13 protein-coding genes and 1 pseudogene are annotated in these 13,167 nt (G+C 34.4%); 4 read left to right on the top strand and 10 right to left on the bottom strand.

Translation table 11 applies throughout. From position 1 onward, the window contains the following. Nucleotides 1–9 precede the first annotated feature (9 nt). On the top strand, nucleotides 10–828 hold the full coding sequence (gene metQ / locus BOW55_RS04460) for a methionine ABC transporter substrate-binding lipoprotein MetQ (protein WP_129023144.1): 819 nt from the start codon (nucleotides 10–12) through the stop codon (nucleotides 826–828). A gap of 240 nt (nucleotides 829–1,068) precedes the next feature. Next, nucleotides 1,069–1,668, top strand: a complete 600-nt coding sequence (locus BOW55_RS04455; protein ID WP_129023143.1) for a murein L,D-transpeptidase catalytic domain-containing protein — start codon at nucleotides 1,069–1,071, stop codon at nucleotides 1,666–1,668. 265 nt (nucleotides 1,669–1,933) lie between these two features. Here BOW55_RS04455 and BOW55_RS04450 read toward each other — a convergent pair whose 3' ends face one another. The 10 genes from BOW55_RS04450 to BOW55_RS04405 all read right to left on the bottom strand — a co-directional run bounded on the left by BOW55_RS04450 (nucleotide 1,934) and on the right by BOW55_RS04405 (nucleotide 12,212). Further along, nucleotides 1,934–2,380 carry a CopD family protein gene (locus BOW55_RS04450; RefSeq protein ID WP_129023142.1) on the bottom strand — a complete coding sequence of 149 codons (447 nt, stop codon included), beginning with the start codon at nucleotides 2,378–2,380 and terminating at the stop codon, nucleotides 1,934–1,936. A gap of 51 nt (nucleotides 2,381–2,431) precedes the next feature. Continuing rightward, nucleotides 2,432–3,160 carry an anaerobic ribonucleoside-triphosphate reductase activating protein gene (locus tag BOW55_RS04445; RefSeq protein ID WP_241686471.1) on the bottom strand — a complete coding sequence of 243 codons (729 nt, stop codon included), beginning with the start codon at nucleotides 3,158–3,160 and terminating at the stop codon, nucleotides 2,432–2,434. Beyond that, complete coding sequence (nrdD, locus tag BOW55_RS21645) at nucleotides 3,102–3,269, bottom strand: anaerobic ribonucleoside-triphosphate reductase (protein ID WP_123872374.1); 168 nt, start codon at nucleotides 3,267–3,269, stop codon at nucleotides 3,102–3,104. The genes BOW55_RS04445 and nrdD overlap by 59 nt, the downstream gene beginning before the upstream one ends. Then, nucleotides 3,250–5,373 carry a ribonucleoside triphosphate reductase gene (locus BOW55_RS04435; RefSeq protein WP_129023141.1) on the bottom strand — a complete coding sequence of 708 codons (2,124 nt, stop codon included), beginning with the start codon at nucleotides 5,371–5,373 and terminating at the stop codon, nucleotides 3,250–3,252. Before BOW55_RS04435 ends, nrdD begins: the two co-directional genes overlap by 20 nt. 11 nt (nucleotides 5,374–5,384) lie before the next feature. Next, complete coding sequence (ric, locus tag BOW55_RS04430) at nucleotides 5,385–6,116, bottom strand: iron-sulfur cluster repair di-iron protein (protein WP_129023140.1); 732 nt, start codon at nucleotides 6,114–6,116, stop codon at nucleotides 5,385–5,387. 23 nt (nucleotides 6,117–6,139) lie between these two features. Then, nucleotides 6,140–7,654, bottom strand: a complete 1,515-nt coding sequence (gene nadB, locus BOW55_RS04425; RefSeq protein ID WP_129023139.1) for an L-aspartate oxidase — start codon at nucleotides 7,652–7,654, stop codon at nucleotides 6,140–6,142. An 18-nt stretch (nucleotides 7,655–7,672) separates the two neighbouring features. Continuing rightward, nucleotides 7,673–8,605: a quinolinate synthase NadA gene (nadA, locus tag BOW55_RS04420; protein WP_129023138.1), complete on the bottom strand. Its 933-nt coding sequence runs from the start codon at nucleotides 8,603–8,605 to the stop codon at nucleotides 7,673–7,675. Nucleotides 8,606–8,851: 246 nt separating this feature from the next. Further along, nucleotides 8,852–10,846, bottom strand: coding sequence for a TonB-dependent receptor domain-containing protein (locus BOW55_RS04415; RefSeq protein ID WP_129023137.1), 1,995 nt, complete (start codon nucleotides 10,844–10,846; stop codon nucleotides 8,852–8,854). Between the two features lie 62 nt (nucleotides 10,847–10,908). Then, on the bottom strand, nucleotides 10,909–11,760 hold the full coding sequence (locus BOW55_RS04410; RefSeq protein WP_129023136.1) for a hypothetical protein: 852 nt from the start codon (nucleotides 11,758–11,760) through the stop codon (nucleotides 10,909–10,911). An 80-nt stretch (nucleotides 11,761–11,840) separates the two neighbouring features. Further along, on the bottom strand, nucleotides 11,841–12,212 hold the full coding sequence (locus tag BOW55_RS04405) for a hypothetical protein (protein WP_241686470.1): 372 nt from the start codon (nucleotides 12,210–12,212) through the stop codon (nucleotides 11,841–11,843). Between the two features lie 125 nt (nucleotides 12,213–12,337). On the opposite strand from BOW55_RS04405, the gene BOW55_RS04400 reads away from it, so the two are divergent. Then, on the top strand, nucleotides 12,338–12,814 hold the full coding sequence (locus BOW55_RS04400; protein WP_129023135.1) for a cytochrome c family protein: 477 nt from the start codon (nucleotides 12,338–12,340) through the stop codon (nucleotides 12,812–12,814). Between the two features lie 36 nt (nucleotides 12,815–12,850). Then, nucleotides 12,851–13,167 (top strand): annotated as a pseudogene (locus BOW55_RS04395) (nitrous oxide reductase); the annotation flags it as partial.

The raw sequence follows: 13,167 nt of genomic DNA, 5'->3' as shown, positions 1-13,167 counted from the left end.
AACATAGGAATGAAAAATATAAAAAGTTTTATTAAAGCAGGTGGAATTATAGCATTGTCATTAGTTTTATCAAATTGCGGAAAAAGCAAAAATAATGACCCGCATCATATTAAAGTGGGTGTTGCAGCTGGACCAGAATATGCTGTTGCTCAGGCAGCACAAAAAGTAGCTAAGGAAAAATACGGACTAGAAGTTGAACTCGTTTCATTTAATGATTATGTAATTCCAAATGAAGCTTTGAGTCAAGGAGATATAGATGCAAATGCTTTTCAGCATAAACCTTATCTTGACGAACAGTCTAAACAACGAGGTTACAAATTGGCGATAATTGGAAAAACATTTGTATACCCAATTGCTGGTTATTCTAAAAAAATAAAAAGTCTTTCGGAATTGAAAAACGAAAGCACAGTTATTATTCCAAATGATCCAACAAATGGAGGTCGTTCATTATTGCTTTTAGAGAAAAATGGTTTGCTGAAACTTAAATCAGGAATCGGTTTATTACCTAAAGTAACAGATATAGTAAGCAATCCTAAAAATCTGAAAATATTAGAATTAGAAGCGCCACAATTACCTCGTGCTTTAGACGATCAAAATGTAACGATTGCAATTATCAATAATACATTTGCTTCTCAGGCTGGATTAGTTCCTGCTCGTGATGCATTGTTTGTGGAAGATAAAGATTCCCCTTATGTAAATCTTGTTGTAAGCCGTGAAGACAATAAAAATGAAGAAAAAGTAAAGCAGTTTTTGCAAGCTTTTCAATCACCAGAAGTAGAACAGGCTGCAATTCGCGAGTTTAAAGGCGGTGCTGTAAAAGGCTGGTAAAAAAACATAAAAAACTATTATTTTAAAGGCCTTTAGAGGCCTTTTTTTATGTTCTTATTTTAAGTTTTGGGAAATAGAACTGTTTGATCTCGAATGAAATAAGTCTTATTTTGTTGTTTTTCAGACGTTTGAGGATTAGCTAGATTAAGGTTTACATTTATTTTTGCTGCTGAGAAAAATGATTTAGAACGATCTGAATCATTTGTTATGAAGTAAAAAGTATTCTTAATTAATTCTGTTATGAAAATATTCAATTTAACACTATTCTTTATTGTAAGTTTTTTTAATACTCCTGTAGAAAACGTAAACGACAAGCCTGCTGCAATTATTGAAGATGCAAGACTGACACAGCAGCTAACTGAAGTAAAAGCATTATTAAAGAATCGCTCTGGGTATAATGATAAGATTGTTTTTCTGGTTGATATGAAAATCAAATCGGGGTACAATAGGTTTTTTGTTTATGATATAGCCAACAATAAAATTTTAGATAAAGGACTTGTGGCTAATGGATCAGGATCTGAAACGGCTGTAAAAGGAGATTTGAAATTTAGTAATGAACCCAATTCTAAATGTACTTCGTTAGGCAGATATTCCGTAGGTAAATCGTATAAAGGAATGTTTGGCAAAGCCTATAAATTAAGCGGACTTGATGAAACTAATAGTAATGCGGCTAAAAGAGCTGTCGTTTTACATTCGTACTCTGCAGTTCCAAATGATGAGCAGGAGTATTATATATCAAACAGTCAAGGTTGTCCTATGGTAAGTGAAGTTTTCTTTAAAAGATTAGAAAAGATCATTGACGGCTCAAAATCGAACATTATCTTGCATATTTTTTATTAATTGAAAACATTGAGGCTTTTTGTTACGGAGTTTCGTGTGCGATTTCTCCTTACGTCGAAATGACAAAAAAATCCCTAACCATATTAGACTTTTATCAAAGACTTTCGCATTTTTGTCATTCCGAGGAACGAGGAATCTTCACGAGAAGCTCCACAAAGATTGGTATTTTACTATGTCGAGTTACTTGCGAAGATTGCTTCGCCAGTTCACTATAGCTCGTGTCCTCGTTCCTTGGGATGACAAATTTTAAGAACTAAGTCTTGTATTATATTCCTCCATATCGAATACTTGATCCTAAAATAAGCATCGTTACACCTATTAAAGTAACACTAATAATAAGGACTGCCATTTTATTGATATTATGTTTGCTGAGATTTGGTATTACACTAAATTGAGCAATGAGTGCAAGTAAAAAAGTAGAGAGTAATAATAAGAGTTTTACAGAAACAACTTTTTCGATTCCGCTGGAAAAACTAAACCAAGAATCAAAAGAAACTCCAAAATCATACGCCATCATTATTCCTGTAATAATTAGTAAAAGAAGAGAGCTCATGCCTAGAGCTTCAAATTTTTTCTCATAGTTTAAAATAATGGCTGGGTCTTTTTGCTTTAAAGCTAAAGGCAGGTATCGAATGCTTAAAACAAGATGTCCGCCCACCCAGATTGTTGCTGAGATAAGATGAATTATCAAAAGAAAATGGTGCAGTTTCATGAGCTTTTTGGTTTTGGATTGATAAAAGGTAAGAGCAGCGTTTTTTAGAAATTATTCTCTAAAAACAATTTTTACTTTTGATGCAGAAAAATCGGTACTACTCATTTTTTGATCAGAACGATCTAGAGATGTTAGTGTTGGCACATTATTTCTAAAATGCTGGATATAATAGTTTCCCTCAAAATTTTGAGTTTCAAGATAGGTTCTCATCTTTAATAATTCTGATTTATTGATAAGATTTGAATGTATTGTTGTACGTACTTCAAACTGAATTGAAGAGGCTATTAAAAGTAATAAACTTTCTTCAAATTCTAAAAATAGATTTGATTTTGTAATCTCTTTAAAAGCATCTGGAAGACTTTTAAAATCTAAAGCAACATAATCGATCAGTTTTTCAGAGATCAGTTTTCTCAGAACATTTGGTTTCGAACCGTTAGTATCAACTTTCACTGTAAAACCTAGGGCTTTAATTTTTTTTATAAAAGTAATTATGTTTTTATGCATGGTACATTCGCCGCCGCTTAATACTACACCATCTAATAATCCTTTGCGTGTTTTAAGAAACGCAAGAACTGTTTCGAAATCAATACTTCCTTTACCAAGAACAATATCAGGATTGTAACAATATAAACACCGCATATTACAGCCTGCAAACCACATAATGCAGGCTGTCTTATCCGGATAATCTAATAAAGTAAAGGGCGTAATGTTGTAAACTGCCTTATTGGATAGTGGATTCCTTGAAATGGGTACGTTGTTGATGTTCGCCTTTTTTTCCAATATTAAAACTTTCTACGGGTCTATGATAGCCCATTACTCTTGTGTAAACTAAACATTTGCTTCTTTTAACTTGCTGCTGTGCTAGAATTTCATGACATTGTGTTTTCATATATTTCGGATTTTTGATTATTCTCGCTGAGTAAAATTTCGTCGCATTTTGGGCAGTATTCATGTTCGCCATTTAGATATCCATGAATAGGACAGATGCTGAAAATTGGTGTAACCGTTATGTAAGGTAGTTTGAAATTTGTCAATACCTTTTTCACAAAGTTTTTACAGGCTTCTGGACTGCTTATTTTTTCTCGCATATAAAGATGCAGTACCGTTCCGCCGGTATATTTACATTGTAATTCGTCCTGAAGCAATAAAGCCTCAAACGGATCTTCGGTATGATCTACAGGAATTTGTGAACTGTTTGTATAATAGATATTGCTATTTTGACCTGCCTGCAAAATTTCTGGAAAACGTTTTTTATCCTCTTTTGCAAAACGATAAGTAGTTCCCTCTGCAGGAGTAGCTTCAAGATTGTATAAGTTTCCTGTTTCTTCTTGGAATTCTTTCATTCTTGATCGAATATGATCTAAAACTTCAATTGCAAAATGAATCCCAGAATTGGTGGTAATATCTTGTTTTCCATCAGTAAAATTAAGCACCATTTCATTCATTCCGTTTACACCGATGGTTGAAAAGTGATTTCTAAAATGCTGAAGATAACGTTGTGTATAAGGATAAAGTCCTCGGTCGTACATTTTTTGAATAAAGATTCTTTTTTTCTCTAAAGTCGATTTTGCTTTTTGAAGCAGTTCATCTAAATGATAAAACAGTTTTATAATATTCCCTTTATGTAAATATCCCAAGCGAGCCATATTGATCGTTACTACGCCAATGCTTCCAGTCATTTCGGCACTTCCAAATAAACCGTTTCCTCGTTTTAATAATTCACGTAAATCAAGTTGAAGTCTGCAGCACATACTTCTAACAGCATTTGGTTTATAAGCTTCGGGATTTTCTATTCTGTTGCCATTTTCATCTAATATATACTGACTTCCAATAAAGTTTTGAAAGTATGAAGAACCAATTTTAGCTGTATTTTCAAACAATAAATCAACATTTTCACCTTCCCAGTCAAAATCCTCTGTTATATTAACCGTAGGAATTGGAAACGTAAATGGCTGTCCGTTTGCATCACCTTCGGTCATGACGGTATAATAAGCCTTATTAATCAAGTTCATTTCCTCTTGAAAATTGGCATATTTTAAATTCGTTAAAGCTGCAACTCCTCTTTCGTTTGCCTTTTTTATTAAGATTGGGTCATTTGCAGTTAGAAATAAATGTTCGTTATTTCTAGTTGGAATCTGCTCTTTTAAATCATCAGGAGTAATCCAATCTAAAGTTATATTCGTAAAAGGAGATTGTCCCCATCTTGCAGGCACATTCAGGTTATAAACAAAACTTCGAATCGCTTTTAGAACTTGATCGTAACTAAGCTGGTCTTTAAAGACGTATGGCGCAAGATAAGTATCAAATGAACTGAAAGCTTGAGCGCCTGCCCATTCGCTTTGCAGAATTCCTAAAAAGTTAGCCATTTGTCCAAGCGCCTCTCTAAAATGCGATGGAGGTCTGCTTTCAACACGACCGCGCACGCCGTTGAATCCTTCATTTAACAAAACACGGAGACTCCAACCAGCGCAGTAACCAGTTAAACAATCGAGATCATGAATGTGTAAATCACCATTTCTATGTGCAAAACCTTCTTCCTTATTGTAAATTTTATCCAGCCAGTAATTCGCAATTATTTTTCCTGCGGTATTATTAACTAATCCTGCATTAGAATAGGAGGTATTGGCATTGGCATTAATACGCCAATCAGATTGGTTGATATATTCTTCAATAGTTTGTGTACTGTCGACATACGTCGTGCTGTCATTGAAACCATCAATATGTTCTCGCTGCAGTTTTCGGGTATGGCGATAGATAATAAATGAGCGCATGGTTTTAAAATAACCATTTTCAAAAAGAACTCTTTCTATAATGTCCTGAATTTCTTCTACCGGCCATGAATATTTTGATTCAAGACCTAAAGAAACCAGTTTGTATATCTTTTTATCAACAGGCAGATTTACGCTCTGAAAGGCTTTTTCAATAGCATCTTTAATTTTATAGGCTTCAAAAGGTTTGTAATCGCCGTTACGTTTGATCACATATTTTTCCATGTTTTGTATGTTTAAGAAACTTTCTCAAATTTTTTCTCGAGACTAATAGCTTTTGGAAACAGTATATTGTTTTCCATATGAATGTGTTTGTGCAGATCGTTTTCAAATTCCTCCAGCATTGCAAATGTTACTTTGTAGGTATTGCAGGCATCAGCAGGAGGAGAGTAATTGTTGGTTAAAGCGGCAATTTTTTTAAAACGATCACCCTCAGTATTATGTTCCTGTTTCATCATCGCGATAGGATTTTCGATAGTTCCAAAATGCGGCATTTCTAGAAAATCACCTTTTATTTGAGCCGTTTTCATTTTTCGGATAAAAGGAAAAAGTATAACTTCTTCTTTTCTCATATGCGCCGAAAGATCTGCAGCTGATGCTGAAAAAAGAGAATTGATATCGAATAATTCTGGATGTCTTTCGCCGTGAACATTACAGAGTTTGTTTAAAAACTGAAATAGTACCGGCGTTTTTTCTTTTACATAACGATGATGTGTTTTTTCTATATAATCTGTAAGTAAGTCCAACGGCCAGGTTTTATAATCAAATGATTGATTTGCCTCGCTTGTTCGAGTTCTTTCAATTTCTGCAATTAATAACTCTTCATCAATAGCTCTTTTTTTGCATACTTCTTCGATAGTGCGGTGTCCTTTGCAACAAAAATCAATACTGTATTTAGAGAAAGTTGCTGCTGTTCTGAAATCATCTGCCACGATTTCGCCAATTGTATTTTTTGGTGTTATTTCCATTTTTTTGAAGAGGTTTTAATCATTCAATTAGTTAGAATGGGTTCTTTTATTTTTTTACATTGTTTAATGATAATTAAGGCTGTGACAAGCATATTGCTGAATTCAATAAAAGGAATTGCGATTTTGTCTTTTTCGATTAGAGAAACGGCTGCATTTTTCAGCATTTTTATTTTTTCTACTGCATGATCTTTATCACGATTTTCGCTGGTATAAAAAACGGTAATTAAAACTTGCAGTTCTTTTTTTAGGATAGCAAAAGCTTCGGTAGTACTATTGTCTGCTTGGGAAAACTTTGGACTAGGTATTTTTGATGAAAATGCAAAATTTTGTATTGTTTTATCTATTTGTTCTGAGGCTTGATGTGCAAAAACTAAGGCTTCTAAAAGCGAATTGGAGGCTAAACGATTTTTGCCATGTAATCCTGTTCGGGCACATTCTCCTATGGCATATAGATTTTGAATTGCCGTTAAACCATTATGATCGACTTTTATCCCGCCGCATTGATAATGAGCCGCCGGAACAATTGGAATTAGATCTTTTTCGGGCTTTAAACCTGCTAGATTGCATTGTTTTGCAATTACAGGAAATTCTTTGTAAAACTCGACTGAATCTAAGTGACGACAATCAAGATAAACGTGTTTTTTATTAGATAGAAGCATTTCGCTGTTAATGGCATGAGAAACGATATCACGTGTTGCTAATTCGCCTCGGGAATCATATTTAAACAAGAATCTTTTTTGATCTTCATTAACAACATAAGCGCCAAAACCACGAACTGCTTCTGAAATTAGAAAAAACGGATTTTTGCTGCCGGCAAACAAGGCGGTGGGATGAAACTGGATGTATTGGAGGTCTTCAATTTCGATCCCAGCGCGGGCAGCCATTGCAATACCGTCACCCGTGGCAATTTCAGGATTGGTTGTGTTCTCAAAAAGCTGGCCGCAGCCGCCTGTACTCAATATGATAGTTCTGGTTTGTATATATTTTACGGAGTTACTTTTTTTATCATAATAAAAAGCACCAGTGCAAAGATTTTCTTCTTCAATTTTTTCAGTATTCAAATCAATAACTTGATGATTTTCGAGTAACTGTATATTTGGAAGTTCTTTTATGATATTCAGAAGTTTTTTTTCAATTTCTAATCCAGAACTGTCTTTATGATGCAATATGCGATGAGTAGAATGACCGCCTTCTAAACCCAAATTCCACTGTCCGCGCTCATCTTTATCAAAAGAAGTTCCAATGTCTAAAAGTTCTTTTAACCTTTCTGGCGCCTGATTAATTACCATATTTACAATAGTTTCATCACAGCTTCCGTCGCCTGCCAGCAGTGTATCTTTAATGTGCTGGTCAAAGCTGTCTTTTATCAAATCGGTTACAACCGCAATACCGCCTTGTGCCAATTGTGTATTTGTACTTTGAGCACTTTCTTTGGTCATAATTACAATTGACAAATCGGGTCTTTTTTGAGCTGTTTTCATAGCTAGAAAAAGTCCCGAAATACCTGAGCCAATTATTAAGATGTCAGTTTTAAGCATTTTGTTGGTTTTTTTGTTCTATGATAATTCAAGCATTCTTTCAATCGGCTGCAAAGCTTTAACTCTTAAGGATTCAGATATTTTAATTTCTGGACTTTCGTTACTGAGGCATTGCAGGAGTTTTTCAAGGGTATTAATTTTCATAAAAGCACATTCACTGCAGGCACAGCTGTTGTCTTCTGTGGATGGGGCCGGGATCAGCGTCTTATCAGGTACAGTTTTTGAAAGTTGATGCAGAATGCCGGCCTCCGTAGCCACGATGAAAACGGAAGTAGGATCCGTTTTAATAAAGTTAATAATACCCGAAGTAGAGCCAATATAATGCGCCGTTTTCAAAATATGACTTTCTGACTCCGGGTGGGCGGCAATTTTTGCCGTTGGATTTTTTATATAAATTTCAATTAACTTGTTTAATGAAAAGGCTTCGTGAACCACGCAAGAACCTTCCCAGAGTACTAAATCACGCTGAGTTTCTTTTTTTAGATAATTTCCCAGATTTTGATCGGGAGCAAAAATTATCTTTTTGTTTTGAGGAATTGATCCTATTATCTTTTTTGCATTAGATGATGTGCAAACAAGATCGCTCATCGCTTTTATTTCGGCAGAACAATTAATGTACGTTACCACAACATGATCTGGATATTTTTCTTTGAATATTTTAAAATCTTTCGGGTCACAGCCGTCAGCGAGTGAACAGCCGGCCTTTAAATCTGGAAGCAGTACTTTTTTGGACGGATTAAGGATTTTTGCGGTTTCTGCCATAAAATGAACTCCGGCAAAAACAATAACATCTGCATTGGTTGCCTGTGCTTTTTTGGATAATTCTAAACTGTCGCCAACAAAATCTGCAATATCTTGAATGTCTTCATTTTGATAATAATGAGCTAGAATGACAGCATTTTTTTGCTGTTTTAGGCGGTTTATTTCCCGTATCAAGAATTGTTTATCCATTTTTTTTTAATCTGTTTTTTTTGAAAAAATCAAGCTGTACTAAAGAAATGCGACAGTTGGTAAAACTGAAGTTTGTAATGAAAGTGGTAGTTTTTAGGATGCTTGATTGTGAATTTTAATAGCGTAAATATATTGCCATCAAAATTTTCAAACTATGATTCCAATCATACTGTATTATTTTTATTTTTTTATGTTCTGTTTTAAAAGTCAAACGTAAAACTGGAAAAAACGAAGTTTGAAATCGGCTTATCTAAAACTGAAAGTTAGATTAACAAAGACGTTGCGTCCCATTCGCGGAATTTTATTCCAGTCTGAAAAAGTGGTGTAATATTTATCAAAGATATTTTCTACACCCGTTTGCAGTTTTATTGAATTTTGATTGTAATGAAATACATATCCAGCATTGAAATTAAAAATCAAATAATCCGGCGTTTTTGTCTGACCGTATGTTGCTGCAAATTCTTTTTGAGCAAGATTTCCCAAAGCCGAAATTCCTAAATTTAGATTCTGTTTTTTATAGTCAATTCCTGCGCTGTATCGTATTGGGCTTATAAAAGGAATATTGTTTCCTTGATTGTCTTTGCCTAAACTATAAACCAGCTGTGTTTTTAAAAGCCAGTTTTCAAATAGAGAATATTCTAAATTTAAATCCGCATTAAAAATAGAGGCATAGCTTAAAGCTTCGTATTTTTTTACACCAGACGCTCCAATTGTCATAGGCAGAATATTGGGATCAATTTGCCCTACGATAAAATCATTAATATGAAAGTATGATGCGGTAATTTTTGTGCTCAATTGATTTGTTTTATACCCAAGTAAAAGATTGGCTTCTAGGGCTTTTTCGTTCTTCAAAAATGGATTTCCTATGTAATCATAAAAATCACTGCTGTTGTAAAGATAAAAACCATAACCTTCAGAAACAGAAGGAGCTCTTTCTGCATAAGCACCTCCAAAACCATATTCAAAATTGCCTTTTTTTTGAGTAAAGTTTGCAGAGAAACTTTTTAAGAAACGGTTTTTTGAAGCCTCCATTTTAGGATAAAAAATACGCAGACTCTGCAATCCAAAATCATTTGCAACATCATTTGAATGAAATCCAACAGAAGTTCCAATTCTCAAAGTGGTTTCTGATGCTATTTTAATATAATCTTCAAGAGACAAACCGTTATAAAAAGTTCGTACATCAGGCCAAGTGTACATAAACATTAAATTTTCTGTGGGATCAGCAGGATACATTGTCATTTCGGCAATCGATTTGTTGTAAAAAGCATTTAAGTCTGCCGTAAAATCGTGTGTTTTATATTTCCCTTTTAGTCTAGAATAAAATCCATAGGTATCAGACCAGCCAGGCATATCCATATGAATGGGAACAGATGGTCTTTTAGTATCGTCCATTTTATGAGTTATGCTGTTTCCGTAAACCTTTGTTTCCCAGTTTGAAATAGTACCAGAATCGGGTGTATAACGATAGCTTAAAGACATAATTTCGGCTTTTGCCAGCGAAACATCCATCGGCAGAGCGGGATAACCTACATTTGTTGCGTTATCATAAATTAGCGAAGTTTCCAGATTATTTCTCTTATTTATAAAATATCCGGCAGTTGCAGCAATGTTGTATTTTGTAAACTGAGAAAAATTGATTTCTTGATTTCCACCAGCTTTATAATTCTCAGCATCACGATGCATAAAATCAACATGAGCGTAAAACTTTTCATTATTGTAGCCCAATGAACCTCCAATAATTTTTTGCTGATTATTGCTTTCGTAACCTGTGTTAAAACTGCCATTCCATCCCAAAGTATTTTGACTAAAAACAGAACGTTTTAGATCTATAGAGCCGCCAATTGCCGTTCCATGACAGCTTGCCTGCTGACCAGAAGCAACCGCAGCTTCTGATAAATTTGATACTTCAACATAAGAGGTTATAGGATCCATTTTATCAGTACAAGCTCCAAAAATGCGCATTCCGTCAATAGTAATAACAGTGCGTTCTGTAGACATGTTGTTAATTGTAGGTTCCCAGGCATAAGCGCCTCTTTTTATCATATTTACTTTTGTAGATTTTTGAAGATAATCTTCTACAGAAGTCAAGGATTTTGGCTGTTTTTGATGTAAAGCTGCTTTTTTTCCAATAACAATAATTTCATTTAAATTTTGAGCCGAAAGACTGTCTTTTTGTTGTTCTTGTCCCCAGCAGATTGTTGAAAAAATAGTTAGAATACATACTATTATCTTTTTCATCACTAGATAAATTATAAGAAAGAGACAACTACAATTGCCTCTTTCTTGTTAATAATGAACGTTTAAAATTCGATTTCAAAATAAAGACTGCTTGCAGGATTTTCTGTTGTTACAGGTTCTCCTTTTAGTACTTCATCTGAGGCATTTAAAACCTGCATATTAATTTTCCAATATCCAGTCATGGTCAATGAAAGTTTTCCTTTATAGAAACCTCCCGCTTGAGATTGTACTAAATCGGTGTTATTTGGTGATCCATGATTTCCCATACTTGGCATTCTAGGATCTATTTTTATTTTAAAATTGTTTACCGCAGTAAACGTCATCATATCTTCCATTTTATAAAGTCCAACAGCAGCATCGTTTATGGCCACTTTCGGATTTTCGGGTGCGATATAAGCTAGTACATATTTGTTGCCGCTATTGTCTTTAAATGAGGTTACAGTACGTTTTGGTGATGTAGTTACAGCAATCGTATCTGCAACGGTATAAGCAACATTATTGATGGTATAATTAATTTTAAGTTCCCAAAATTCCTTATCGTTTTGTGCCATCTGAAAAATAATATCACCTGAGTATAAGGTTTTTTTATCTGCCGTTTTGGTCACAGCTGATTTTGGACATGAATGCTGCATCATAGTCATATGCATAATTGGTGTCCAATCAATTTTAGCATCTGTAATATAGGCGCTGCTTTTTTTGTCTTTTATTCTAATTGTAATGGTATTGTAGCCTTGAATTAAAGTGCCCTTTTTTGAGTACAGTTCAACGACATGATTGTCATTTGTTAATTCTTGAATTTTTTGAAGTCCAAGTGTTTCATCAGCTGGAATTGCAGTTGAAGAATCATCATCAGAAGAACAAGAAATATAGGTAATCGCTAAAAGGAAAAGGGTAATGTATTTTAAAGTTTTCATAGAATATTAATTTAAATAAGGATAATACGATTTCTGCCGAAGTAGATTTCGGAGAAAATAAAGTGTAAAACATTGAAAAATTAATAGTTGAAAGCCGGTGGACGAAAAACAGAAACTGCGTCTAAATGCGAGTATAGATTTTTATAGACTGAGTTTATTTTTAAGTGGGTTTTGTGAGCTGTTTCAAAACAAAATACAGGAAGGTTTACTATGAATAGTACAACTGTTTCTGCTGTTTCTGTTTTTTTCTCATTAGAGGCAGGAACATCATTTTTATACGCTTTTGCCAGTTCTTTTTTCAAATGACATTTTCCATTACAGCTTAGTTCTGGAGCATTTTTGTTTTCGCATAATTCAGTTACAATGTAATGGTAGTTTACCACATAATCCAAAAATGGAAACGCAGGTCTGAAAACCACTGAAAAGAGAAATATGTAAACAAAAAACTTCATCTGTTTATTTTAGAGTACGAAGGTATCATGAACTTTTTCGGGATAGTATGATCGTAATCATAATTTAAGAAATACATGTTGTGGAACTTTGACCTGTAGTTTAACAAATAAAAAAAAGCAAACACATGAACAAATTATTTTTAATAGCAATGTTTGGCATTTTCTTTTTCGTGTCCTGCGGAAAGGATAAATCAAAAACAGATGAAGATTTTTCGACTCCGCCGCCTGCAGAAAAAACTGCCGAAGCTGAATCATACGATCCTCAAAGGGGACTCGGGAAATATTCGACTGTAGAATTAGGCGCTTCCTTAGATAAAGCAATGGCAGAAAAAGGACTTAAAGCTGCCGAAGTAAAATGTACTTCATGCCACAAACCTACAGATGAGAAACTTGTTGGTCCGGGATGGAAAGGTGTAACGGAACGAAGAACACCACAATGGATTATGAATTTTATCACAAATCCTGATCCTATGATTGATAAAGATCCAGAATTGCAGGCTCAATTAGAGCTTTGTATGATTAGAATGCCTAATCAAGGTTTAAGTGATGATGAAGCTAGAAGTATTCTGGAATATATGCGTCAGAATGATGGAGTAAAATAATCTCCAAAATAAATCAGAAATCTAAATAATAACCATATGAAAAATAACTTTTTAAAATCAGTTTTTGCCATTACTTTGGGCTGTGCTTTTTTTGTTTCTTGCAAGCCTAAAGACTCTTCAGATGCTGTTGATGGCGATGTAGCCAGCAAAGTATATGTTGCTCCCGGTAAGTATGATGAGTTTTACAACTTTGTCTCTGGCGGATTTAGTGGTCAAGTGAGTGTTTACGGACTTCCAAGCGGGCGACTGCTTAGAGTAATGCCTGTATTCTCTGAAGATCCTCAAAGCGGCTACGGCTACAGCGAGGAAACAAAACCAATGTTAAACACTTCTCACGGATATGTGCCTTGGGA

Origin of the sequence: Flavobacterium sp. YO12, from assembly GCF_004119495.1 — a bacterium.
GTDB lineage: Bacteria > Bacteroidota > Bacteroidia > Flavobacteriales > Flavobacteriaceae > Flavobacterium.
Note: the sequence above shows the minus strand (reverse complement) of the source record. Positions and strands in the feature narration are given on the sequence as shown.

Excerpts from the sequence above, each read along its gene's own strand:
- metQ (WP_129023144.1), top strand. The coding sequence starts at position 10 with ATGAAAAATATAAAAAGTTTTATTAAAGCAGGTGGAATTATAGCATTG.
- BOW55_RS04455 (WP_129023143.1), top strand. The coding sequence starts at position 1,069 with ATGAAAATATTCAATTTAACACTATTCTTTATTGTAAGTTTTTTTAAT.
- BOW55_RS04450 (WP_129023142.1), bottom strand. The coding sequence starts at position 2,380 with ATGAAACTGCACCATTTTCTTTTGATAATTCATCTTATCTCAGCAACA.
- nrdD (WP_123872374.1), bottom strand. The coding sequence starts at position 3,269 with ATGAAAACACAATGTCATGAAATTCTAGCACAGCAGCAAGTTAAAAGA.
- BOW55_RS04435 (WP_129023141.1), bottom strand. The coding sequence starts at position 5,373 with ATGGAAAAATATGTGATCAAACGTAACGGCGATTACAAACCTTTTGAA.
- ric (WP_129023140.1), bottom strand. The coding sequence starts at position 6,116 with ATGGAAATAACACCAAAAAATACAATTGGCGAAATCGTGGCAGATGAT.
- nadB (WP_129023139.1), bottom strand. The coding sequence starts at position 7,654 with ATGCTTAAAACTGACATCTTAATAATTGGCTCAGGTATTTCGGGACTT.
- nadA (WP_129023138.1), bottom strand. The coding sequence starts at position 8,605 with ATGGATAAACAATTCTTGATACGGGAAATAAACCGCCTAAAACAGCAA.
- BOW55_RS04415 (WP_129023137.1), bottom strand. The coding sequence starts at position 10,846 with ATGAAAAAGATAATAGTATGTATTCTAACTATTTTTTCAACAATCTGC.
- BOW55_RS04410 (WP_129023136.1), bottom strand. The coding sequence starts at position 11,760 with ATGAAAACTTTAAAATACATTACCCTTTTCCTTTTAGCGATTACCTAT.
- BOW55_RS04405 (WP_241686470.1), bottom strand. The coding sequence starts at position 12,212 with ATGAAGTTTTTTGTTTACATATTTCTCTTTTCAGTGGTTTTCAGACCT.
- BOW55_RS04400 (WP_129023135.1), top strand. The coding sequence starts at position 12,338 with ATGAACAAATTATTTTTAATAGCAATGTTTGGCATTTTCTTTTTCGTG.